Below are 25,113 nucleotides of genomic sequence, written 5' to 3' on the forward strand. Positions count from 1 at the left end.
TATAAAAACAAGATGAATATAAAAGCAAACGACCCTACTTTAAAATCTTGGATAACTGTTCCAAAAAACAGTGATTTCCCTATTCAGAATTTACCATTCGGGATTTTTTCATTAGAAGGAGACACCCCTAGAGTAGGAGTTGCCATAGGTACGAAAATAGTGGATTTAAAAAACCTTTTTGAATTAGGCTATCTGGGTGATACACCTTTTGAATTAGCCGATTTTGATGCAGCGGTTTTAAATCCTATGATGCTAAGAGGTAAACAAGCGACTAGAATGCTTAGAAATAGAATTTCTGAATTATTAACTATTGATAACTCAGAGCTTCAAAACAACCCTGAAGAAGCTAAACAGATCATCGTAGAAATGTCTGACGCTCAAATGCATTTACCTGTATACATTGGAGATTATACGGATTTTTACTCTAGTGAACAACATGCTTATAATGTTGGATGTTTGTTCAGAGACCCCAAAAATGCATTAATGCCTAACTGGAAACATATACCTGTTGGTTACCATGGTCGCTCTTCATCCATCATTGTTTCTGGAGAACCTATCCACAGGCCAAAGGGTCAAAAAAGACCAAATCCAGAAGAACCTCCAGTATTTGGTACATCAAACTTACTTGACTTTGAATTAGAAATGGCTTTTGTTACTTATCAAGGTAAACCACTTGGAGACCATATTACAACAGCTGAAGCTGATGATTATATATTCGGTATGTGTTTATTTAATGATTGGAGCGCTAGAGATATTCAAGGTTGGGAATATGTTCCACTAGGGCCTTTCCTTGGAAAAAACTTTGCTTCATCAATAAGCCCTTGGATCGTTACTTTAGACGCTTTAGAGCCTTTTAGAGTTCCTGGACCAATTCAAGATCCAAAAGTTTTACCATATTTAGAGTATGAAGGTGATAAGCACATTGCTATTAACTTAGAAATGGCTATACAACCTGAGAACGCTGAGGCTACAGTAGTATCTGACAGTAACTATAAATATATGTACTGGAATATGAATCAACAGTTGGCGCACCATACCATTAATGGTTGTAATATCAATTGTGGTGATATGATGGCATCAGGAACAATATCAGGACCTGAAGAACATGAATATGGATCTATGCTTGAGATTTCATGGAAAGGAAGTAAAAGTGTTGAAATGAAAGATGGATCTCAACGAAAATTCATTCAAGATAACGATACTGTTATTATGAAAGGATATGCTGAAAATAGCCAAGTTAGAATTGGTTTTGGAGAGGTCAGCACAAAAGTTCTTCCCGCTAAATAATTAATCTATTGATTTAAAATAAGCTCTATAAATCTATTTATAGAGCTTTCTTTTTTTATGGATATCCAACACGAAAAATATTTTTTAAAAATAACTGAGAACGACACGATTTGTCTACATCGGTTTTACACTCAAAAAGAAAATAACAATCCAGTATTTATGTTACATGGAGCAATGGAAAATAGTAAAATTTTTCATAGTAAGTCCCAAAAAGGATTTGCTCCATTCTTAGCTAAAAATGGGTATGATGTTTTTGCTGTAGACATGAGAGGAAAAGGTGAAAGTTTCCCAAAAGTTTCTAAACTAAATAAACAGACTCAAACAGATCAAATTCTTCAAGATATTCCTTTGTGTTTATCAAAAATCACCGAACTTACTGGCAAAGAGACTTTCCATTTTGTAGGCCATTCATGGGGAGGTGTTTTACTACTTTCTTTTTTAGCTAGATTTCCAGATACCAAGGTTAAGTCAGCTGTTTTCTTTGGTAGTAAGAGGCGAGTATCCGTCTTTACACTTCGACGAGTATTTTATATAGACCTTATGTGGAATGTCGTTGGAAATCTATGGGGTAATTTAAAAGGTTACGTTCCTTTTACCAAGATGAAAGCAGGTTCTGACGATGAACCTCTAGCTTTTTATCGGGAAATGAATCACTGGGTTTATAGCCGATCATGGAAAGATAAAAATGATGCTTTTGATTACAAAGCCCAATTACATCAAATAGACCTCCCTCCTATTTTATACTACACAGGAATAAAAGACCATACGCTTGGAAATCAAAAAGATGTACGCTTACTCATAAAAGAAACAGGTATAAGACAAGCTTCAAAATTTGTTTTATTAAGTCAATCAAACAACAATTTGGTTGATTATGATCATATCAATATTTTGACACACCCCAAAGCAGAAAAGGATCATTTTATTGAAGCTCTTGAATGGATTAATGATCATTCTTGAATTAGAATTATTATATTTAGATTAAATTATAAACTTTTGCGATGGAGATAGATTACGAAAAGGAAAAAATAGATATAGAAAATGCCTACCAGGATTTAATAGCTTCTGTTAAGGTTCAATTAGATGAAGAAGACGTAAAATTTATAAGAAAAGCATTTGATGTTGCGGTTGATGCACACAAAGAAATGCGAAGAAAATCTGGTGAACCTTACATCTTTCACCCTATAGCTGTTGCAAAAATTTGTGCAGAAGAAATAGGCCTTGGGGCGACATCTATAGCTTGTGCATTACTTCATGACACGGTAGAAGATACAGATATTACCCTTGATGATATAGAGGCTTTATTTGGATTAAAATCACGAAAAATAATCGATGGTTTAACCAAAATGTATGGAATTTTCGATTTATCAAAGTCTGCTCAAGCTGAAAATTTCAGAAAAATGCTCTTAACTATTCCTGAGGATATTCGTGTTATTTTAGTTAAGCTCGCCGACCGACTACATAACATGAGAACGTTAGGTTCTATGCGTAAAGATAAGCAATTAAAAATTGCCTCTGAAACCTCATACCTATACGCTCCTTTAGCGCATCGTTTAGGGTTATATGGAATCAAATCTGCACTAGAGGATTTAGCTTTAAAATACACACATCCAGAAGAATATAAAGAGATAGAAGAAAAGCTTGAAAAATCGAAAGAAGTTAGAGAGCGTTTTATTAGACAGTTTTCAGTTCCTATTATAGAGGCATTGGATAAGCATGGAATAAAGTACTCCATTAAAGGCCGTACTAAATCGATACATTCTATCTGGAATAAAATACACAACAAGAATGTTGCTTTTGAAGAAATATACGATGTTTTTGCCATTCGAATAATCATTGATGCTGAACCAGATTTAGAAAAGTCTGAATGTTGGAAAACCTACTCCTTAGTCACTGATTTTTATCGTCCCAACCCAGATCGTTTAAGAGACTGGGTCTCTCACCCTAAACAAAATGGTTATGAATCACTTCATACAACTGTTATGAGTCCAACAGGTAAATGGGTTGAAGTTCAAATTCGAACAGTGAGGATGGATGAAATTGCTGAAAAAGGATTAGCTGCTCATTGGAAATACAAAGAAAATAAAGATCAAAAGAGTGGGTTCGATCAGTGGATCTCTCAAATAAGAGAATTAATTGAAAGTAAGGATAGTGATGCGCTTGACTTTATTGATGATTTTAAATTGAACCTTTTCTCTGATGAAATCTTTGTATTTACTCCTAACGGAGAACTTAAAAACTTACCGAGTAATGCTACTGCTTTAGACTTTGCTTTTGAGATTCATTCAGAAGTAGGAGCAAAATGTATTGGAGCAAAAGTTAACCACAAGTTAGTACCTCTTAGCTATAGATTAAAAAGCGGGGATCAAATAGAAATACTTACATCAGCAAAACAAAAGCCTAAAAAAGATTGGCTCAATTATGTTGTTACATCCAAAGCCAAGTCTAAGATTAAATCTTCATTAAAAGAAGAAAAGAAATTAATTGCTGCTGATGGGAAAGAAATTCTTCAACGTAAATTTAACAGTTTAAAAGTTGAATTTAATGAAGCCAATTTAGGGGAACTCTTAAAACTTTATGAGCTATCTGAACATACAGAAATGTATTTCCAAATTGCAAAAGGTAAATTAGACCTCTCAAAGATAAAGCCTCTAATTCAAAAAGGAGGAGCCTTAAAATACGGTTCAGTTAGGCAAACCATAAAAGAATCTTTTGAAAACCTTTATAAAAAAGTAACCAGTAAAAAAGAAGAGCTTGTTATTGGAGATAGTAATACTAAATTAGATTATAAGTTAGCACCTTGTTGTAACCCTATTATGGGTGACGATGTCTTTGGTTTTATTACCATTAATGATGGCATCAAAATACACCGAAGTAATTGTCCAAATGCTAAGCAGTTAAGAGCTAATTATGCATACAGAATTATTAATGCTACCTGGAAAAAAGAAGAAGCTACTGAATTCTTAACAGGTGTAAAATTCTCTGGTTTAGATAATGTAGGACTGGTAAATGAAATCACAGGGTTTATTTCTAAAGAAAAAAATGTCAACATGAAATCAATAAGTTTTGACTCCAATGACGGAATTTTCGAGGGGAAAATCATGCTTTATGTTGATGATAAACAGCATCTTTATGATTTAATTGAACACTTAAAAGAGCTAGAAGGTATTGAAAAAGTAGAGCGTATTGATTTACAAAAAGATTAATAAAAGCAACACTTTAACGAACTTTTACGTCTTTAACTAAAGTTGACTCTTATGGTCAACTCTAACACTTATTCACCCACACCTATGAAAAATTGGATTTTAACTCTTATCCTAGTTTTTGTTACAATGTTACTTAAAGCCCAATGTGTAACAAATGTCAATTTAAATACTTGGTCAAAACGCGGCCCATCTTCTGCAGGAAACTGGGCTGTTTCTAGTGGAGGTACTTCGGTATCACAATCGATCAATGGTTCACCTACATTTTTTGTGAATCCTCAGGATTTAATTAATGTTGAAATCACAGGTCGTTTTGGCGTTTCTTCAAGTGCTGGAGATGATGATTTTATAGGCTTTGTTGTTGGCTATAAAGAACCTTCAGGAACTGGATCAAACTACGATTTTATCTTATTCGATTGGAAGAAAAACATCAATCAAAACGCACCTGCGCGTACCATGTTGTATGATGTGAATGGGAATTCAACAAATACCAACTTTTGGGCGCATACAGCGACTGCTCCAGGTGTTTTCAACCTTTTACAAAATAATTCATCTTATCCTGGATGGGTTCACGGTGTGACTTATAACTTCACTTGTTTATATACTTCCTCTAGAATCGTTGTTAAAATAGAAAACGATACCGTAGCTGATGTTAGTGGATGCTTTGAGCCAGGGAAATTTGGCTTCTACAACCTATCACAAGGTGGTGTAAACTACTCTAACTTTTCTTATCGATCTGTAAGTGATTTCTCTATCGCTAATGACTCTATTTGTATTGGAAACTCTATCGCTCAAAATGAAGTTGATTTAGATATTTTTTGTTATGACAATAGTGTAAGCAATCCATACAATACAATTAGATGGGAAATGGGAGATGGAACTGTTTTCAATGATAGTACTGAATTTTCGTATAGTTATACAACAGCAGGTAGTTACAACATCGAATTATATACTGAAGATTTAGGTGGATGTATTGACTCCATTACTAAAACAATCAACGTATTTGACCCTAATGTTTCTGCTGGGCAAGACATCACGATTTGTACTAATGGCACAGTTCCTATTAGTGCCACACCTACCGCTATTGCTCCATTAAGCTATTCGTGGAATTCAGGAGAAACAACCAATGCGATCGCACCTAACACAAGTGGTCAATATATTGTAGAAATTACTGATGCAGCTGGTTGTACCAATACCGACACTATGAACTTAACGATACACGAAGTGCCTCAAGCTGCTCCAGCTGCCCTTGCTGTATGTTTAAACGATCAAACAAGTATGACAGACAATAGTACTATTGGTACAGGAAGTATTACAGGATGGCAGTGGGATTTTGGAGATGGTAACAACTCCAATTCACAAAACCCAACACATACTTATGCTAATGATGGTACTTATACAGTACAATTGACTGTGACCTCTGACCAGAACTGTACAAATACACAATCTATAGCATATACCGTTAATGAATTACCAGTCAGTAACGCTGGACTGGATTCCTTGTTAAACTGCTCTAGAACTTCAATTATTTTAGATGGTTCAGCATCAGATAATGGAGCCAATTATAGCCATCAATGGAGTACTTCTAATGGAAATATTGTATCTGGAGGAACGACATTAACGCCTACAATTGATTTAACAGGAACCTATGTGATTACTACCACGAATACTACAACAAATTGTGTTACATCGGATAGCCTTATGATTACAATAGATTCGATAGCTCCTATTAGTAATGCTGGACTAGACACGGTTATTACTTGTATTCCAAATGTTAACTTAGATGGATCTGGATCTTCTACAGGTAGTAATTATCAATACCTTTGGTCGACTACAAATGGAGCAATTAATACGGGAAGTACCTCTACAACTCCAAATGTGACAGCAGTTGGAAAATATTACCTATTAGTTACAGACAATAATAATGGATGTACGACTATGGATTCTGTTAATGTTGGCATTGATACCATTGCTCCAAATTCAAATGCAGGCTTGGATACCCTTCTAACGTGTAGTTACCCTACAATTAACCTTATGGGGGAAAATTCTTCTACAGGAAGTCAATACACTTATTCTTGGACAACCTCTGATGGAAACATTGTTTCAGGAGGAACAACTCAAGCCCCATCAATAGATGCTGTAGGAACCTATTTTATTACAGTATTAAATACGATTAATAATTGCTCTTCTACAGATTCTGTAAATATTGGAATTGATACTATTGTTCCTGTAAGTAATGCTGGTACTGACTCTATTGTAACTTGCTTGATTCCTGAAATAGTACTAGATGGAAGTCAATCATCTTCTGGGAACTATAGCTATCTTTGGAATACAGTTGATGGCCAAATTGTAAATAATGCTACAACAACAGCTCCTACAATTGGGCTTGGAGGTTATTATTACCTTACAGTAACCAATAATTACAATGGCTGTACAGCAATAGATAGTGTACTTATCTTAGAAGACTTAACTGCTAATGTTTCCATTTTATCATCAAACACACCAGTTGATACCATTATTGGTGAACCGATTTTACCTGTTGATTTTTCTTGGATTGGAGATCCTGGAACTGTAGAATGGACATTAGGAGATAATAACTATTCAACTGATAGTTCATTTACACATAACTATACTTTAAGAGGCAATTACACTGCTTACATTAAACTTACAGACAATGAGGGATGTATCGCTTATGATACTGTTTATGTACAAGTTGGTGCAAGAGACATTATTTTCCCTAATGTTTTTACGCCTAATGGAGATGGGGTAAACGAAATTTTTTCGTTTAGAGGTGAGAAAATCAAAACTTTTGAATGTTTAATTTATAATCGATGGGGACAAGTTATTTATCAATGGGACGCTCCTGTTGGCGGCTGGGATGGTAGAAGTTTTTCAGGGAAAGAACATCCTAATGGAACTTATTACTATTTCTTAAAAGCTATCAATAATGATGGTACAAAAATAGAACAGCAAGGTAATTTTATGCTAATGAGATAGGGACTTAATGCCCTATCTCTATAAAAAGCTCTCTTCCCAGTCTTTCTTTGATCGACTCTTGAGTAATTTCCATTTCTACTGAGGAAAAATGAGGTGTGAATAACTTCAAATAATCTTCTTTATATCCTCCAAAAGGGGGATGTTCCTTATAGAGTTCATCGTGAAACATTAAACCTACTAATTTCCCTTTTTCACCCAGTAACTCTTTCACCTTCATCACATAATCATTCCTTAAACTTGGATTTAAAGCGCAAAAGAATGTTTGTTCGATGATGTAATCAAATTCTCCTTTATATTCAAAAAACCCTCCCACATGAAAGTTTTTAAATTCAGGAACACGATTTAAGAAACTTTTTTTTGTTTCCTCAGCTAAATCAAGTAATGTGATATTTTTAAATCCTTTATTGAACAGGTATTCCCCCTCATAAGCACTTCCACAACCTGGAATAAGTATTCGTATTTCTTTATCTTCTATTTGATCAAAATAATTCGTAATGGCTGGAGCAGGATAACCAATATCCCAACGATGGGTTTTATCAATGTATCTGTTGTTCCAATATTCTGCATTTAAATTTATTTTCATTTTTTTTTTTCGACTTGATGCAACATTTAATTTTTTCGTTGTCTACTAATAACAAGAAACCAAAATTAATAAACCTAAATGATGAAAAAAATAGTTTTTATAATATCTACAACTTTACTTGTAGCCAGCTGTTCAAAAATCAAAAAAGAATCTTCAGGAAGTATCGTTACTGAAGAGCGAATAATAGGAAATTTCAATACGGTTGAATTAATTGATAATATTGATGTTTTTTACACTCAAGATTCTATCCAATCATTGAAAGTTGAAGCTGGCGAGCATCTTATAGATTATATCAAAACAGATATTGTCAATAATAAACTTGTAATTTACGAAGCGAATAATGATATCTTAAATACGAAAAGAATAAGAGTTTATATCTCTAATGATAGTATTAACGCTGCTAAAATTGAAGGAAGTGGCAACTTTAATGGAAACGACATGAATTGTTCTCATTTTGATCTCGCTTTAATTGGCTCTGGAGACGTTAACATTAATGCTACTTTATCTAATTATAACATTACGCTCTCGGGCTCTGGAAATATAAACTCTACAGGAAGCAGTCACCATCAACAAATAGAAGTTAAGGGAAGTGGAAATGTAGGAGGGAAACATTTTTATACGAATAACGCTACTGTTCTATTAAGTGGGAGTGGTAACATCACCTTACAAACAGGTATCAGCCTAATTGCCACTCTTACTGGTTCTGGAAACATATACTATTATGGAAATCCATCTTCTGTAACCACCTCTGTTACGGGGAGTGGAACTATTGTTCACCAAAATTAAAACATACAGCCATGAAACAATTATTTATTACAACTCTATTTTTTTTATGTATTGGAGCTTCAGCACAAGACATCGTCAATGAACAACAAACACTTTTCGGTAGTCATAAAAAAAGTGTGAGGGGGTATATTGCTCTTAATCACAAAGCAATAACGCTAAACAATCAAATTGGTTTATTAACAGGAGGAGAACTCTCGTTAGTTTTTAACCATAAATTAAATGTGGGGGTATTTGGATACGGTATGTACAACGATGTACAGAGTAACTACATTGATCACTACAATCATAGTTATTTCTTTGAATATGGAGCAGGAGGATTAAAACTAGAGCCTGTTTTCTTTAGTAACGCTGTTATTCATTTTACGCTTCCTATTGAGGCTGGTATTGGAGGTGCAGCTCTTAACAGAAGTAGGTTTTATCATGAAGATTTTGAATGGAATGTTGACCATAATTATGATATATTTGGCTTTGTTGAGCCAGGTATAAAAGCTGAGGTTAACTTATTTAAAAATTTAAGATTTGCTGGAGGAATAGGCTATCAATTTACAGATGTTATTAATTTAGCAAACACAGAAAATTACCCACTGAATGGTTGGACAATTAATGCAGCATTAAAATTAGGGTGGTTTTAAAGAATTGGTAATAACGAAGTGAACTCCTTTATCAAAATAACACCTGAATTAATCGAAGATTGCAAATCAGGGAATCAGTATGCCTATAATCAAGTTTATTATGGCTGCGCAAAAGGAGTATTCAATTCCATTATCCGAATTGTTAATCACAGAGAGGAAGCTGAAGATATTTTACAAGAAACCTTTATAAGTGCCTTTAAAAATATCGAAAACTTCAGAAATGAATCTTCTCTTTTTGGTTGGATCAAAAAAATAGCGATCAATAAATCTTTAAACAGCCTGAAAAAAAAGCAATTACAATGGTCTGAAACTTCTATTGAAAACTTAAATATTGAGGAGGAAGAAGATGAATGGGACCATGTAAAACTTAGTGTAAATGAAATCGCCCAGCAATTAAACAACTTACCCAATGGCTATCGTTTAATTATATCCTTATATCTATTTGAAGGTTATAGTCATAAAGAAATAGCTCAAGAGCTTGGAATTAGTGAATCTACATCAAGAACTCAATATGTGAGAGGAAAAAAGAAATTAAGAGCACTCTTAAATACTGTTGCACTATGAAAGAAAAAGATCAATTAAAAGAATTTATAGAAGCTAATCGAGAGGCATTTGACACTGCCACTCCTCCTAGCATAGATTTTTCAAACTTAGCTGATGAAAAGCCAATTATTGAAACGTCTAAGCCCATAAAACGAATGAACTGGGGCTTTATTATGAATATTGCTGCTACGGCTCTTATTTTAATTGGCCTAGGAACGATGACTTATCACCTAGTTAAACCTAACAATAATACGGCTCTTCCTATGGTAGAAAAGCAAGCAACAAATAATAATGTAGCGTTTAGTTTTTCACTCGTTTCTCAAGAAATGGCTGAAGTTGAAAGCTACTATATTCAACAGGTTAATCATAAGCAACAACAGGTTTCTCAATTAGGTTATTCCGATGAAATCAAAGAAGAACTAATCCTTCTTGATGAAGAGTTTAATGCACTCAAAAAAGAATTAGGAAATGGAGTAGACGATCAACTAATTGTAGAGGAAATGATCATGAACTACCAATTAAAATTAGACCTTTTAGAAACGGTCTTGAATAATAGCAATACAGCAGAAAGTAAATCATCAAAAAATGAGCACCATGACACGAATTATACTATTTATTATTAATTGTTTGCTATTCGCTAACATTTTGGCCAATACCAAAGACGATTTTGAAGATTCCAAAACAATCAAAAAAGTGGTTAAATCTAGTGAAGATTTTGAGCTGGAAATAGAAAATAAACATGGGAATATCAAAATTGAAAACTGGGATAAAGACAGTGTTTCAGTTGAGGTCTATATCAAAGTAGAATCCTCAAACCTAGATCGACTTTCAACTATTTTAGACAATATTGATATTGATTTCAATGCTTTTAATGATTACTTAGGGGTCTCAACCGAATGGAATGATATTGGTAAAGGATTTAAAAACGATGTATTAAAGCTGTTTGGAGAACAGTCTGTAAAAGTAGCTTATACAATAAAAGCTCCTGATTATATCTCTGTTGACATAACCAATAAATATGGGAATGTTTCTTTTGGTAATTTTAATGGAAAAATAAAACTTAATGTTTCTCATGGAGATATTAATCTTAGAACTGTTTCTAAACTAAAATCTATTAAATTAAAGTACGGAAAATTAAAAGCCAAAAAAATAGAAAAAGGTGATATTTATGCACGTTTTGCTAAAATTAGAATTGATGAAGTAGATCATGTTGACTTTGATTGTGCATCCAGTGAACTTGAAATTGAAAAAGCAGATCGAGTACTCATCAAATCTGTTTCTGATGATATTGAAATTGAAAAAGCAAACAGCGTTCAAATCAATGCCTCTTTTACAGATATCGAAATTGAAGAACTAAATACTTTACTGAAAGGTAATATTAAGCATGGTAACTTGGATGTGGATCTATTAAACAGCGCTTTTACTGAAGTTACGCTAAACGGTCAAAGTACTGATATTGAGCTCAACTTTAATGAAGACGTTTCTTTTGATTATTTTGTTCAACTAGAAAAAGGAGAAGCATTTATTATTCCCTCAGCTGGAAACAAGCTAAAAGCTGATAATTTATTTGATCATATTCATCAATACGAGGGCTCCTTTGCTAAAACCAATTATAAGGATAACGCACCTAAGATTAGAGTAATCGCAAAAAATAGCTATATACAATTTGACATTGAATAATAAAAAAAGGCTGTATTCATATAAATACAGCCTTTTTATTTTGATCTAACTTAGATTAATTTTCTTTTAAAGCCTCAACAACTTTAGCCTCTAACTCCTCTAACAATTCAGGGTTATCTTCCAATAATTCTTTAACAGAATCTTTTCCTTGCCCTAATTTAACATCTCCATAGCTATACCAAGAACCACTTTTCTTAACAATTTCAAATTCTACCCCTAAATCAATAATTTCTCCTACTTTAGAAATTCCTTTCCCATACATGATTTCAAATTCCGCGGTTTGGAATGGCGGAGCAACCTTGTTTTTTACAACCTTTACTCTCGTTTTATTTCCTATTACCTGATCTCCACTTTTCAATTGGCTACTACGTCTAATATCAACACGAATTGAAGCATAAAATTTTAAAGCGTTTCCTCCAGTTGTTGTTTCTGGGTTACCAAACATTACCCCTATTTTTTCTCTCAATTGATTGATAAAAATACAGCAAGTATTGGCTTTATTGATCGAAGCTGTTAACTTTCTTAAAGCTTTAGACATCAAACGAGCTTGTAATCCCATCTGACTGTCCCCCATTTCTCCTTCAATTTCTGCTTTAGGAGTTAGGGCTGCTACTGAATCGACAATTAAAATATCAATCGCTCCTGAACGAATTAAGTTATCTGCAATTTCTAATGCTTGTTCTCCATTATCTGGTTGAGAGATTAGCAAATTATCGACGTCTACTCCTAATGCTTTTGCATAATATGGATCAAACGCATGTTCAGCATCAACGATTGCTGCAATTCCCCCTTGTTTCTGAGCTTCTGCAATGGCGTGAATGGCTAATGTTGTTTTCCCTGAAGACTCAGGTCCATAAATTTCAACGATTCTTCCTTTTGGAAACCCTTGAACCCCCAAAGCTCTATTTAATGTTATTGAACCACTAGAAATAACTTCCATTTCCTCTGTAGTACGATCTCCCATACGCATAACAGCTCCTTTTCCATAACTTTTATCTAAGCGATCTAAAGTTGCCTGTAATGCTTTTAATTTATTATTATCTAATGTATCTGCTTTCTTTGCCATTGTGTTTTGTTTTGTTTATCCAAAAGTATAACCTCACAACGTATTTTTTTTACGTTCTAAAATTAAGCTTCTAAAATTTGTTCTGTGTGTACTTTAGTTTTAACTTTTTCAATGAGTTTAATAATGATCCCATTTTCAATTACAAAAGTTTTTCGGTAAATCCCCTCAAACTCTCTTCCCATAAACTTTTTGGGTCCCCAACATTCATAAGCATTAATCACTGCTTTTTCTTCGTCAGCTATTAACTTAAATGGTAAACATTGCTTTGCAATAAAGTTCTGGTGTCTTTTCTGACTATCGGCACTTACACCTACGACCTCATACCCTTTGCTTTTTAATAGCTCATAATTATCTCTTAAATTTTGAGCCTCAAGTGTGCAACCAGGAGTACTGTCCTTTGGATAAAAATATAAAATTAATTTTTTATCCGAATAATCAGCTAATTGAATAGGTTCTCCGTTTTCATCAACACTAATAAAATTAGGGGCTTTATCTCCAACTTTTAACATAGTTTCTTCTTATTTTAACTGCTATCAAAGTTAAAAAAACAGAGCTGGAAAAAGGTATATTGTTTTAGAAGTTTATTAACAATACTAAACTAATTTAAAAGTTCCATAAATCATGTTCTATTTGAAATATTTGCTTTTTTAATCGCTCAGCTTCCAACAAAGCATCTATTCCATCATATGGTTGATCAACAAATCGATCATACACATTGCTTTCCTTATGGATATATGAAGCAAAGCGTCTTTTTGTAAATAGATCATCGAATGACATTCGCATCGCATCATTATTTGAATTGTACACCCATGCATTTTGGAATAAATAACGACATTCAGGATAATATAACCAGAATAAATTCTTTTTTCCCATAACATCTCCTGTCTCAGAATTAGTAAAATAAACCACAGGAGAGATTCCTACAATTCTCACATCCATTACCGATCTTTGCTTATCAAAAAACCAATCTTCTTTAATTTCGTAACGGATAATATCCTTTGCTGTGTATTCATTTACTACCGTTTTAAATAATTGATCTCCTGTATTTTCATCGTAAACAAACTCATCATTTTCATCCATTACAGGAACTTCTTCAGTTGAACCAAAAAAGCTTTCTAGTTCTTTTTGAAATTCTGGGTCTTGTGCATTACCATTTTGAGCTTTTACAGGATATTTAAATTGATCATCTAATTCTGATTTAGTTGCATAAATGGTTAAACCTCCTTCGATTAATGCTCCACATTTGATAACATCCCATAAAGACATTCGATCGGAAATGGGTACTAAAGGATAAAACAAGGGGTGATTCAATTTTTCTCTTAAATCAATGGTTCTCCATATTCTTTTAGACCAAATAACATCTGCCGCTCTCAAACTAGCGTATTGAACAACTCTTTTGGTTGGAACATGCTCTTGAAGGTATGCTCCATCTAAAACATTATTTTCAGACCAACCTCCACATTGAGAATAGCCTACATAATGTACTATTATAAACAATAACCAAACAGACCTACGCATCACAACTTAATGGTACGCAAACAGTTAGTTTATGTTTCACCCCTCATTCAACAAACTTAATAGAGACTCCTTTTGCTCTTCTAATTCTTCCCAGTCTGACATTTCTGAATTAAGCTTAGTTTTTAATCCCTCTAAGTCATCAAAAAGAGTGTTCTCAGCATTCGCTGTAAAATCAAAAGCGCTTATTTCTTTTTCCTTCTCTTCTATTTTTAATTCTAATTGATTTATTTTCTTCTCAACATTTGCAATTTGAGAGTTAGTCTTATTGAGCTGCCCATTTATTTTTTTAAGATCTTTATCTCCAACAGGCTTTTCTTTCTTTATTTTTTTTGTTTTAGTTGCTCCTTTTTCAGCATTTTCTTTAGCAACTTTTGCTAAACGGTCTTTAACTGATTCAAAATAAATACTAATGTTATTTTCTTTGATATAATACAAACGATCGCTTAAACCATCTAGAAAATCCCTATCGTGAGAGACTATCAATAACGTTCCTGTGTATTCTTGCAATGCATTTTTTAATACCTCTTTAGAGATAATATCTAAATGGTTAGTTGGCTCATCTAATATTAAAAAGTTATAGGGCTCTAACAATAGTTTACATAACGCTAATCTAGTTTTTTCACCACCAGAAAGTACTTTGACTTTCTTGTCTATATCATCTCCTTGGAAAAGGAAAGATCCCAGTATCTCTCGTATTCTTTTTCTGACTTCACCTGTAGCTACATCATCAATGGTTTCAAAAATAGTTTTATCAACATCCAATTTGCTAGCTTCATCTTGGGCAAAATATCCAATCTTTACATTATGCCCTAACTTTATAGCCCCCTCATAATTAGTTTGGTTGACCATCATTTTAATAAATGTTGACTTCCCTACACCATTTTTACCAATAAGCGCAATTTTTTCTCCTTTAGCAATATTGAATGTTAGTCGTTCAAATATTACTTTTTCAGAAAATGATTTTGAAGCCCCTTCAATTTCTGCTACCAATTTTCCAGATGGAGAGGGTTCAGGAAATCTAAATCTTAAACTAGATGCATCAGTTTCATCTACTTCTATGATTTCCATTTTGTCAATTTGTTTAATCAAACTTTGAGCAAATGCAGCTTTATTAGCTTTAGCACGATATTTATCAATCAATTTCTGCTTATGTTCAATTTCTTTTTGTTGGTTTTTCATTGCAGCTAGTTGCAATGCTCTTTCTTCCTCCCGTCTTACTAAATAGGTAGAATAATTGCAATTATAGTCATATACTTTTCCACTATTAATCTCAAGTGTACGATTGGTAATATTATCTAAGAATTGTTTATCATGAGAAATCAATAAAACAGCTCCAGGATAACGTTTCAGGTAATTTTCTAGCCAATCTATTGATTCAATATCGAGGTGATTCGTTGGCTCATCCAATAGTAATACATCAGGCATTTGTACCAATAGTTTTGCTAATTCTACACGCATTTGCCATCCACCACTAAACTCATTCATCGGACGATTTAAGTCTGCTTCAGAAAACCCCAAACCTTTTAGAATCACTTCTGATTGCTCAGCCACATCATTTCCGCCTCGCATATTAAATGCATCATTTAATTCAGCTAATTCATCTAAAAGAGCGAGAAAAGAATCAGATTCATAATCTGTTCTTGTTTCTAATTCCACATTAATTTCTTCCAGTCTAGATGTAATCTTCTGAATTTCGGAATTAGCCGTCTTCACTTCATCAATGATAGGTTGAACAGAATCGGTAAACAACTCTTGAGGTAAATAACATAATTTGAGATCTTTTGCTATGGCTACACTACCCTCAGTTGGTTTATGATAACCCGTCAACAATTTTAACATGGTAGACTTTCCAGCTCCGTTTTTACCGGATAGCCCAATTTTATCAACTTTAGTTATACGAAACGATACATCTTTGTATAATTCTTTTCCTCCTAAAAAGAGTGATAATTTGTTAACTGAAATCATAAAGTGATTGATTAAATATTAGGTACAAAAGTAATATTAAAAAACAAAAAAGCTCACTATTACTAGTGAGCTTTCAAAATAATAATATAAAGTTGTATTTATAGATTCCAAACATCATGTTCTATTAAGAACATTTCTTTTTTGATACGTTCAGACTCTAATAAAGCATCTACACCATCATAAGGTTGGCTAATGTTTCTGTCAAACACGTTACTTTCTTTATGAATAAATGAAGAAAATCTTCTTTTCCAAAACAAATCGTCAAAAGACATTCTCATAGCATCGTTATCTCCATTGTAAACAAAGAAGTTTTGGAAAGTATAACGACATTCTGGGAAATATAACCAAAATAAGTTTTTCTTCCCCATGATATCACCTGTTTCCTGATTGGTATAATGAACTACAGGAGAGATTCCAATAATTCTAACATCCATTACAGAACGTTGCTTATCAAAAAACCAATCTTCCTTGATTTCATAACGAATAATCTGTGATGAAGTATATGGTACTGCTTCTGTTCTAAACAACTGATCTCCTGTTTCTTCGTCATATACAAACTCATCATTTTCATCCATAACGGGAACTTCTTCAGTTGAACCAAAAAAGCTTTCTAGTTCTTTTTGAAATTCTGGGTCTTGTGCATTACCATTTTTAGGTTTAACAGGAAATTTGAATTGATCATCTAAATCTGCTCCTAATTTATAAACTGTCATAGCCCCTTCTTCCAACACTCCATATCGAATCACATCCCAAAGAGATCTTCTATCAGATAATGGTTCTAATGGATAAAATAGTGGATGATTGATCTTCTCTCTAAGATCAATCGTTCTCCAAACTCGTTTTGACCATAATACATCAGCTTCTCTTAGCGAAGCATACTGAACCACTCGCTTGGTTGGAATATGTTCTTGCACATACACCCCATCCAAAACATTTGACTCTACAGTAACACCTGAACTTGGCAATACTTGTTGAGCAGAAATAGTATTGAATAAAATTCCCTGTGTGGTTAATACAGTAAGTAAGGCGGATATTTTAATACAATTTTTTAACATAATTCCATCTATTTTAATTACTTCAGTTTAAACGATAAACCTCCAATAGGTTGAGCTCTACCACTAGGTCCTTTAGCTTTTATATTCGTAAAAGTTAACATTGACTTCGCTGGCATCTTTTTGATAGCGTTTTTCATTTCTCCAGATAATTTACTACTCTTAGAAGAAATTGATACAGGTTGACCTTTTTTCATTACAACCATATCAAAAGATACTACCTCGTATTTTACATCTAAAGGACTATCTCCAATTTTAGCTGTCAATTTTGATGCCGCTTTTGCCAAACCTCTACTTAATAATGGTTTATCAAAAGTTTGATTAGCAAAATAAGCTTGTGGTTTAGGTAAAGCAAAGATTCTAAACTCTTTATCTACAATCTTTACAGATTTTCCATCTTTATCCTTAGCAGTGATACTTAATGTAGCTTTTTTTGCACTACCAGATACTTTTGCAATAAATCCATCTTTACTTTTCGAGATTTTAACACCTCCAGAAGCAGATAAGTTTACAGTTGATGGATCATAACCAGAAGCTGACACTTCAATTTTGTTATCCCATCCTCTATATAATACATTCATTTCTGAATTTGCAACAGCTCCATTAGGTGCTCCAACGCTATATTTAAATTTCCAAGGTTTCCATTTCTTTACACCTTTTTCTTTTACTGCAATAGATCCTACTACATTGTGCTCTCCTACACCACCACTTAAAGCTAAAGAAGCTCCTGCTTGACCTTTAAACTCTTTCATCGTCCCTTCAGCTCTAGTAGTATCATCAATCCAATACTTTAATTCCATTTTTTCAGTAGAATCATAAGCTGCAATCATCACTTTTAATCCTAAAGAATCACCTTGGTTAATATAACTTGTACTAGAGAATGCCAATGGTTCAATTTTGTTGAACTTAAATGTTGGAGCAGAAACTCTACCCGATACACATTCTATAGCAATTGCTTCGGCCATTTTTACGTCATTCTTTAAAGATGTAAAAATTGTTGCTGCTGCTACAATTACAGCGTGATCGAATTGATAAGCAACCCAAGGATACTCCTTATGGTGGTTATGAACTACTTCAGGTACTGTAAGTAAATCAATAATTCTTTTAATTCTAGCTCTATCCTCAACATGAACAGTAGCTAAAGCTTCTTCAACACTCTTTTCATACTCCTCTACACCGTGGTGATCATCATGAGGCCTTTTAATTTTTGAAGGATCAATGAAGTATTTTTGAATTTTACCACCTTTCTCTTCTTCAAATTGAGCAGTCATTTGAATAAGACTATCTCTAAAACTGAACAATCTAGATTCAATAGCAGCTCCTCTCTCATTAGGTTCTAAAGTACCTTCTTTCATAAATAAGTGTGGTGCTGTATCATAATCATCTTTTTTAGATATAGTATCCATGTTCATTAACTTTAGATATCCTGCTTCATCCTCTACATAGAATGGAACTGGAACAAGCGGGTCACATACATTAATCATACTTCCAGCTTCTGAAACATAGAAATTAGATGTACTTTTAGCTAATTCTCTAATTTCGCTTGCTTTAGCCTGAATAAGCTCTACTTGTTTGATATCTTCTTTCGCGGCCTTTGTTGACTTCATCTCTGTCAACTTATTATCTATCTTAGCCATCATACCTTCAGTTGTACCATTTGTCAACTCTGCGGCATGCTCAAACTTCTCATTAATTGTTAAAAATGCACTAAGAATAGACTTAGATACGTTCATCGCTAACAGGGCCATCAGTACTAAGTACATCAGACCAATAAGTTTCTGTCTAGGGGTTTCTTTTCCTCCTCCCATAATTTTAGTTTTTTAATAGGTTAATACTTTCTTAAAATTGAATTTTGAATTAATAACAATCTAATTGGTATTAAGCTCTATTACCACCACTCATAGCAGATAACATATTTCCATAAACTGAGTTTAACTCTGTTAAGTTCTTACTTAACTCAGCCATCGTTTCTTTATATTTCTTAGTATCATCTAATGATGCGTGTAAATTCGTCATCAATTCATTGATACCTCCATACATCTTCTCAGTAGTTTCTAAGTGTTCAGAAGCTCCTTTTAATTGCATTTCATAAACATTATTTAATGCTGATAAGTTTCCTGAAACTTTTTGCATTGCTTCTCCAAAGTTAGCTCCTTCTTCTTCTGTAGAAGTTAACCCCATTAATGAAGTTGCAGCTTCTTCATAAGCTTCAGATAATTTTCCAACTCTAGATGATGCTGATTTAATATTACCAACAAATTCTTCTGTTGCTGCTGAAGCATCAGAAATGCTTCCTAATTGATTTGCACTAGTGCTTAAGTTTCTTAATCCATCTCCTAAACTAGCAATTAATTCTGGTTCTATTTTAGCTTCAGCTAACATACCATCTAATTGCTCTACAACAGACCCATTATCTTCAGTACTTTCTTCAATAGCTTCCATTACTTCTTCTTCTTCAGCTACTGGTAAAGCATGCTCTCCATCTGCATGACCTAAAGCTAACTCAGGGTAAACAAGTGTCCAATCTGGATCTTCATGTAATGGTTCAAATGCAGATAACACGAATATTCCTGCCTCCACTAACAGTCCAATAGTAAGCATGGGACCTGGGATGTGAAGAATTTTAAATAGTGCTCCTACAATTACAACAGCTCCTCCCCATCCGTAAACGAATTTCATTACTGTTTTAAACTTTCTACTTTCAAAAAAACTACTTCCACTCATTTTTCCTTGTTTTATTTGTTTGACTTTATATTATTTCTAATTATTGCTTATTTATTGATCTCCCTCTTTATTTGCTCCTCCTCTACCTAAATAAGACATGACATTTCTAAATCCAATGTATGACTTAGCAGTATCTTGATACTCATATGATCGAGATCCTGTTTGTAAGAAATATCCTATATCTTTCCATGAACCTCCTCTAATAACTTTTCTTTTCATTGATGGAGGATCATGATCTAATGCATGATATTTATATTCAGGATTCAAATCATGAGAATACTCATAAACTGATTCATCATAAGCAGTACTACACCACTCAGCTACGTTACCTGCCATACAGTATAATCCATAATCGTTAGGATGGTACCTATCTGTTCTAACTGTATGAAAACCACCATCTTCCATATACCTCCCTCTCATTGGTTTAAAGTTTCCTAAGAAACAACCACTAGAGTTTCTGATATAAGGTCCTCCCCATGGATAAGGGCTTCCATCTAATCCTCCTCTAGATGCATATTCCCACTCCGCTTCTGTAGGCAATCTAAAGTCTTGTACATAAGATTCCCAATTTGCATGTCTATAGCTATTCATTAATTGGGTTCTCCATACCCCAAAAGCATTAGCTTGTTGCCAAGTAACTCCTACAACAGGATAACCATCGTAAGCAGGATGCCAAAAATACATATTGGTTTGTGGTTCATTGTAGCTATAAGTAAAATCTCTTACCCAACATAAGGTATCAGGATAAACATTAATGATTTCATGAATAATAAACTTAGAACGATCTTCGTGCCCTCTTATAGCATTATTTTGACCTTTGCTATTTCTATATCCTAAATCTAAATCTTGACCTCTTTTGACTCCTGGTTCATAAGGGAAAGGCTGATCTGGATTATTCATATCCTTTCTATGCTCAGTATCCTCTTCATATTCTGCATTCGATAGCTTTTTAACTTTAGGACGCCCCTTAATAGCAGCCTCCTTTAAATCGATCCAATAGTATTCGAATTTTAACTTTCTGACATCTAACTCTAAACGGTTATAAAAACGCTCATTTTCAGGCAAAAAGAGCTCCGCCAACAACGGATATTGCTCATTACCAGCATACTTAGCAAAATCTAAATTTTCTCGCCAATTTAAATTCCAATCTTCTGCGTCTTTTTCTTCCAATTCATCATCTAAAGTAGGAACTAACCAAGTTGTCTCATCTTCTTGACCTAAAATTCTTCGTGCGATTGAATCCCTAACCCAAAAAACAAATTGACGATACTCATTATTATCAATTTCCATTTGATCCATATAGAAAGCAGCTACAGAAACTGTTTTTGTTCTTGTGTAGTGAACAAAAGGAACATCTTCATCACTTTGTCCCATTTCATAACTACCAGCAGGAATATATAACATTCCATAAGGGTCATTATGATACCAAGTTTGTCTACCTAAAACACCAACTAACTCTCCTCTACTTCCACTCCCACAGCTAATAAGTGTTACTGCGATGATTGCGAAATACAATAATTTTTTCATATTACCTCTTTTGTTAATTTAGCTTCACTTTGTTTTCAACCTCAAAATGTTAATAAATTAATGTTTTGAGTAGCTGTTAACGAAGTGCAGCAAATAAAGTTACAATAATCTTATTTTTTTATAAGAATCTTGGGTTTTTTGATTTCTGTAAGACTGGTGGTTTCTCTAAATTAAAGCAGAAGTTCAACATAAAGTCGTGTGTACCACTACTATAATTTTTAATTTGTGAAGTTGTAATTCCATACGAGTATCCTGCTCGTAAGGTTGCATTTTCTGAAAATTTGTGTTGATATCCTAACATAGGTGCAATAGCATCGCCCAATCTATATGTTAAACCTCCCCAAATCATATCTTTGTATAAAGCATTTACATTTAAGTCGATTTGAGTAGAAGCAATATCAGATTTTACCAATACGTTTGGTCTTAATTTCAAAGTTGGATTTATATCATGTGTATAACCAGCTGTTAACCAGTAGTGGTGTACATTTTGAACATTTAAATCTAACATTTCTGCTTGTCCAATATGGGTTGCAGACAAACCGAAATACATATTAGGGGCATAGTAAAACGCTCCAATATTAAAGTCTGAAACCAACTCACTAATATTAGACACATCTCCCAATACTCCTCCTGTATTAATTGTTGGATCTGAAGAAGCTGGAGTTCCATCTGGGGTTACCCATGTTGCTTCTATACTTTTCTGAACAATACCTCCAGAAACACCAATTCCTAAAATACCTGTTCCAATACCACCTAAGTGATAAGAGTAAGATAATCTAGCGATATTATTTTTCTCAAAACCTAACCGATCGTTTAAGTAAGTAAGTCCTACTCCCCCTCTTAACAATTTAACAGGAGCATGAACATTTACTAAAGCAGTAGTTGGATTCCCCTCGAATCCTGCCCACTGTTCTCTTCCCATAACAGTTCCACAGATAGAATTCGTAATCCCTGCATAACCAGGGTTAAACGATAGATTATCAAACATGTAGTGTGTAAATTGATAATCTTGTTGAGCTGTTCCTGCTAAAGCAGCAACGAAAACAGATAATGCTGTAATTATTTTTTTCATAAACTTCTGATAATTAATCAGTTAAATTAAACATGCAGTTTTACCACTAAACTACAAGTTCGCTAAAGTATATATTTTTTATTAGTATTCAAAAAATTAAACGAGTTTTCTATGTGTACATCACAAAGAATTGTTAATAACTTTTATGGAGCATCAAACTTCCCTGTTGACTTAATTACCCCCATTTTTTCTCCAAAAAACTCAGCAAAATCTCTCATCGCTTCCCCAATACCATCTTCGCTTGTTGCCCTTTGAAATGTATCCGCCATTGTGATGTATGTTTGAAAGAAAAACTTATTCATTTCTTCAACAGACATTTCTTTGGTCCACAAATCCATTCTCAAAGTATTCTTCTCCTTTTCATCCCATACAGAAAGCAAAAATGCTTTAGCTTGTTTAACTTCTTCTGAAGCATCGCTTGCAGACCAAACTATTTTTTCTGGTACATTATTGACATCCAATTCAACTGTCAAATTGATTTCACTTGTTTTTTTACTCATCGATTTCCGTGCTTATATGCTCTTAATATTTTTAGACTATTTTTTTCTTTCAGCAAAGATAAAACATCTACGTCATTTTCATCGACATAATCTCTAACTATTTGCCAACCTACCCAAATACCAACTTTTGATGGAGATTCATTAGGCAGACCTTTAGTAAAAGGTCCATCAACAATATACTGATTGATCGTCATAGGATTTTTAGTATAAAGTACTTCATCATCTACCAATGTTTTCCATATATTATTTTCATTGTTTTGTACCCAATTTAGCTCTTCAGGGGTATAATTTATTTTTACATCATCAGAAACATCTGGTAAAACAGCATCTAACAAATACATAATTTTCCCTAACTCGATTATCTTTGAAACGAAATCATCTCCTGCTTTTTCATCATAAAAACGGTTCAGCAACCAATACTTCATCCCATCTGCCACCATATACCTTTTATCCATATCATTTTTAATAAACTGTGGCAAAACATCTATTGGAATTCTTTTAACACTCCTATTTTCAGGACCTAAATACATATCCAAGCCTATAGCTAATGTATTTTCCATAGGAAATATTTTAGCATTAAAGTTGGAGTAAAACGTCACTAAATCTGGCAAAGAACTATCTGGAAAATAATAATGATAATAAGCAAAAGCCTTTTCAAAGCGCTTTTCATACGCACTAAAATCCTTAAATTCTGCATCTATATCTCTATATATACTTCTAATGACTGAATCTTTTCTGAATTGACTTAACCGAACTCCTATAGCAGGATCGTGAGCAGATCCCTCAACAATCATCTTAGCAATAAATGATTCATATAAAAAGCCATACTTCTCTAATAACTTCCTATTCAACCCATCAATATCAGTTAACCCATCCTGAAAAAGCTCTTGCTCCATTCTATGACACTCTATATCAACATCACTTCCAGACACATCAACAGCTAAAGGGTCAGAACTACAAGTGACTAAACTCAACGTTATTACAACTATAAATACTACAAAACCTATTTTATACATATTCAAAAAAGATGTTTTAAAAGTGTTAAAGATAAAATTTTATTAGATTTGCAACCAACTAAAAACTATTTTAGCTAAATACATTTATTATTTAAACTATGAAAAAGATATTATTACTAAGTATCGCTTATCTAATTGGAAATCTTTCTTTTGCTCAATTAGACAACAACGAAAATAATGTTAAAAACTTTAGGTTTGGTTTAAAAATCGACCTTTCTGTTGATTGGATGAAACCTGAGGACCAAAGAAATTTCAAAAGCAACGGTAGTAGTGTAGGCTATGGATGGGGAGCACAACTAGAGTATAGGCTAAATAAAACAGCTTCTATTGTTACTGGCTTTGGATTACAAACTGCTAGAGGTAAAATTGATTACATTGGAGCAACCTCTTTTGACAGTACTTATTACATACTTAATAACGATCAAGAATTTGTTGACTTTGACACCACTAATTTTTCTGGGAACAATTTATACTGGTTACAGAATAGGAACTACAAAATCAACTATGTAACCATTCCAATCGCTTTAAAAATGAAAACCAAAGAAATTGGTTATTTCACCTATTATGGTACTTTTGGTTTAAATCTAGGAATAAAAACCAAATCAACGGTAAATGATGAAGTAGTTTTAAATACTAGTACCAATAAGACCAACATTGAAAACCTTGACATCAGCAGTGAAACATCGTTCGCTAGAACTGGTTTAATCATTGGCGGAGGTGCTGAGTACACTATATCAGGAAATACAGCTCTATTTTTTGATGTAACCTACAACTACTTCTTTTCTAATGCTGTAAAGAAAAACGATAAGTATTTAGGAGTTTATAAAAATGGTGACTTTAAAAACGACATCAATCAAAAATTTATACCAGGAAGTGTTGCTCTTACAGTAGGCGTTCTATTTTAATCAACATTAACAATACTTTAAAAGCCTGAACTTTATTCAGGCTTTTTTTTATTCACTTAT

22 protein-coding genes are annotated in these 25,113 nt (G+C 33.4%); 10 read left to right on the plus strand and 12 right to left on the minus strand.

Going from position 1 to position 25,113, the window contains the following annotated elements; genetic code table 11:
- Window positions 1-12 precede the first annotated feature (12 nt).
- The 4 genes from fahA to N4A35_02185 all read left to right on the plus strand — a co-directional run bounded on the left by fahA (window position 13) and on the right by N4A35_02185 (window position 7,484).
- The gene (fahA, locus tag N4A35_02170; protein ID MCT4580195.1) at window positions 13-1,287 is read left to right on the plus strand and encodes a fumarylacetoacetase; all 1,275 of its coding nucleotides are present in this window, start codon (window positions 13-15) and stop codon (window positions 1,285-1,287) included.
- A gap of 57 nt (window positions 1,288-1,344) precedes the next feature.
- Window positions 1,345-2,244, plus strand: coding sequence for an alpha/beta hydrolase (locus N4A35_02175; GenBank protein MCT4580196.1), 900 nt, complete (start codon window positions 1,345-1,347; stop codon window positions 2,242-2,244).
- A gap of 41 nt (window positions 2,245-2,285) precedes the next feature.
- Window positions 2,286-4,490, plus strand: a complete 2,205-nt coding sequence (locus N4A35_02180; protein MCT4580197.1) for a RelA/SpoT family protein — start codon at window positions 2,286-2,288, stop codon at window positions 4,488-4,490.
- Window positions 4,491-4,574: 84 nt separating this feature from the next.
- Window positions 4,575-7,484 (plus strand): PKD domain-containing protein, encoded by a 2,910-nt coding sequence (locus N4A35_02185; GenBank protein ID MCT4580198.1) that lies wholly within the window; start codon window positions 4,575-4,577, stop codon window positions 7,482-7,484.
- Window positions 7,485-7,488: 4 nt separating this feature from the next.
- Here the strand turns inward: N4A35_02185 and N4A35_02190 are convergent, their stop codons facing one another.
- Window positions 7,489-8,067 (minus strand): TPMT family class I SAM-dependent methyltransferase, encoded by a 579-nt coding sequence (locus N4A35_02190; protein ID MCT4580199.1) that lies wholly within the window; start codon window positions 8,065-8,067, stop codon window positions 7,489-7,491.
- Between the two features lie 78 nt (window positions 8,068-8,145).
- On the opposite strand from N4A35_02190, the gene N4A35_02195 reads away from it, so the two are divergent.
- From N4A35_02195 to N4A35_02215, 5 genes are read left to right on the plus strand one after another with little or no spacing between them, the layout of a single operon-like run.
- Window positions 8,146-8,853, plus strand: coding sequence for a DUF2807 domain-containing protein (locus N4A35_02195; GenBank protein ID MCT4580200.1), 708 nt, complete (start codon window positions 8,146-8,148; stop codon window positions 8,851-8,853).
- Between the two features lie 11 nt (window positions 8,854-8,864).
- Complete coding sequence (locus N4A35_02200; GenBank protein MCT4580201.1) at window positions 8,865-9,485, plus strand: hypothetical protein; 621 nt, start codon at window positions 8,865-8,867, stop codon at window positions 9,483-9,485.
- Window positions 9,486-9,503: 18 nt separating this feature from the next.
- Complete coding sequence (locus N4A35_02205) at window positions 9,504-10,049, plus strand: RNA polymerase sigma factor (protein ID MCT4580202.1); 546 nt, start codon at window positions 9,504-9,506, stop codon at window positions 10,047-10,049.
- Window positions 10,046-10,651 carry a hypothetical protein gene (locus N4A35_02210; protein MCT4580203.1) on the plus strand — a complete coding sequence of 202 codons (606 nt, stop codon included), beginning with the start codon at window positions 10,046-10,048 and terminating at the stop codon, window positions 10,649-10,651. The genes N4A35_02205 and N4A35_02210 overlap by 4 nt, the downstream gene beginning before the upstream one ends.
- Complete coding sequence (locus N4A35_02215; protein ID MCT4580204.1) at window positions 10,623-11,708, plus strand: DUF4097 family beta strand repeat-containing protein; 1,086 nt, start codon at window positions 10,623-10,625, stop codon at window positions 11,706-11,708. Before N4A35_02210 ends, N4A35_02215 begins: the two co-directional genes overlap by 29 nt.
- Before the next feature lie 55 nt (window positions 11,709-11,763).
- Here the strand turns inward: N4A35_02215 and recA are convergent, their stop codons facing one another.
- From recA to N4A35_02270, 11 genes are all read right to left on the minus strand, one after another.
- The gene (gene recA, locus N4A35_02220) at window positions 11,764-12,774 is read right to left on the minus strand and encodes a recombinase RecA (protein MCT4580205.1); all 1,011 of its coding nucleotides are present in this window, start codon (window positions 12,772-12,774) and stop codon (window positions 11,764-11,766) included.
- 62 nt (window positions 12,775-12,836) lie between these two features.
- Window positions 12,837-13,283: a thioredoxin-dependent thiol peroxidase gene (bcp, locus tag N4A35_02225; GenBank protein ID MCT4580206.1), complete on the minus strand. Its 447-nt coding sequence runs from the start codon at window positions 13,281-13,283 to the stop codon at window positions 12,837-12,839.
- Window positions 13,284-13,377: 94 nt separating this feature from the next.
- Window positions 13,378-14,292: a gliding motility protein GldN gene (gene gldN, locus N4A35_02230; GenBank protein ID MCT4580207.1), complete on the minus strand. Its 915-nt coding sequence runs from the start codon at window positions 14,290-14,292 to the stop codon at window positions 13,378-13,380.
- 36 nt (window positions 14,293-14,328) lie between these two features.
- Window positions 14,329-16,257 carry an ATP-binding cassette domain-containing protein gene (locus N4A35_02235; protein ID MCT4580208.1) on the minus strand — a complete coding sequence of 643 codons (1,929 nt, stop codon included), beginning with the start codon at window positions 16,255-16,257 and terminating at the stop codon, window positions 14,329-14,331.
- Window positions 16,258-16,355: 98 nt separating this feature from the next.
- Entirely contained in the window at window positions 16,356-17,312 is a 957-nt protein-coding gene (gene gldN, locus N4A35_02240) for a gliding motility protein GldN (protein ID MCT4580209.1), read from the minus strand.
- 17 nt (window positions 17,313-17,329) lie between these two features.
- A complete protein-coding gene (locus N4A35_02245) occupies window positions 17,330-19,117 on the minus strand; it encodes a hypothetical protein (GenBank protein ID MCT4580210.1) in 1,788 nt (595 codons plus the stop codon).
- A gap of 70 nt (window positions 19,118-19,187) precedes the next feature.
- Window positions 19,188-20,033: a gliding motility protein GldL gene (gene gldL, locus N4A35_02250; GenBank protein MCT4580211.1), complete on the minus strand. Its 846-nt coding sequence runs from the start codon at window positions 20,031-20,033 to the stop codon at window positions 19,188-19,190.
- 51 nt (window positions 20,034-20,084) lie between these two features.
- Complete coding sequence (locus tag N4A35_02255) at window positions 20,085-21,560, minus strand: SUMF1/EgtB/PvdO family nonheme iron enzyme (protein MCT4580212.1); 1,476 nt, start codon at window positions 21,558-21,560, stop codon at window positions 20,085-20,087.
- A gap of 118 nt (window positions 21,561-21,678) precedes the next feature.
- Window positions 21,679-22,632: a type IX secretion system membrane protein PorP/SprF gene (locus N4A35_02260; protein ID MCT4580213.1), complete on the minus strand. Its 954-nt coding sequence runs from the start codon at window positions 22,630-22,632 to the stop codon at window positions 21,679-21,681.
- Between the two features lie 143 nt (window positions 22,633-22,775).
- Entirely contained in the window at window positions 22,776-23,132 is a 357-nt protein-coding gene (gene gldC, locus N4A35_02265; protein MCT4580214.1) for a gliding motility protein GldC, read from the minus strand.
- The gene (locus N4A35_02270; GenBank protein ID MCT4580215.1) at window positions 23,129-24,148 is read right to left on the minus strand and encodes a hypothetical protein; all 1,020 of its coding nucleotides are present in this window, start codon (window positions 24,146-24,148) and stop codon (window positions 23,129-23,131) included. Before N4A35_02270 ends, gldC begins: the two co-directional genes overlap by 4 nt.
- Before the next feature lie 98 nt (window positions 24,149-24,246).
- Between N4A35_02270 and N4A35_02275 the strand changes: the two genes are divergently transcribed.
- Entirely contained in the window at window positions 24,247-25,053 is an 807-nt protein-coding gene (locus N4A35_02275; protein MCT4580216.1) for a PorT family protein, read from the plus strand.
- Window positions 25,054-25,113: the final 60 nt, after the last annotated feature.

The organism is Flavobacteriales bacterium (assembly GCA_025210295.1).
In the GTDB taxonomy this organism is placed as follows: Bacteria; Bacteroidota; Bacteroidia; order Flavobacteriales_D; family Parvicellaceae; genus S010-51.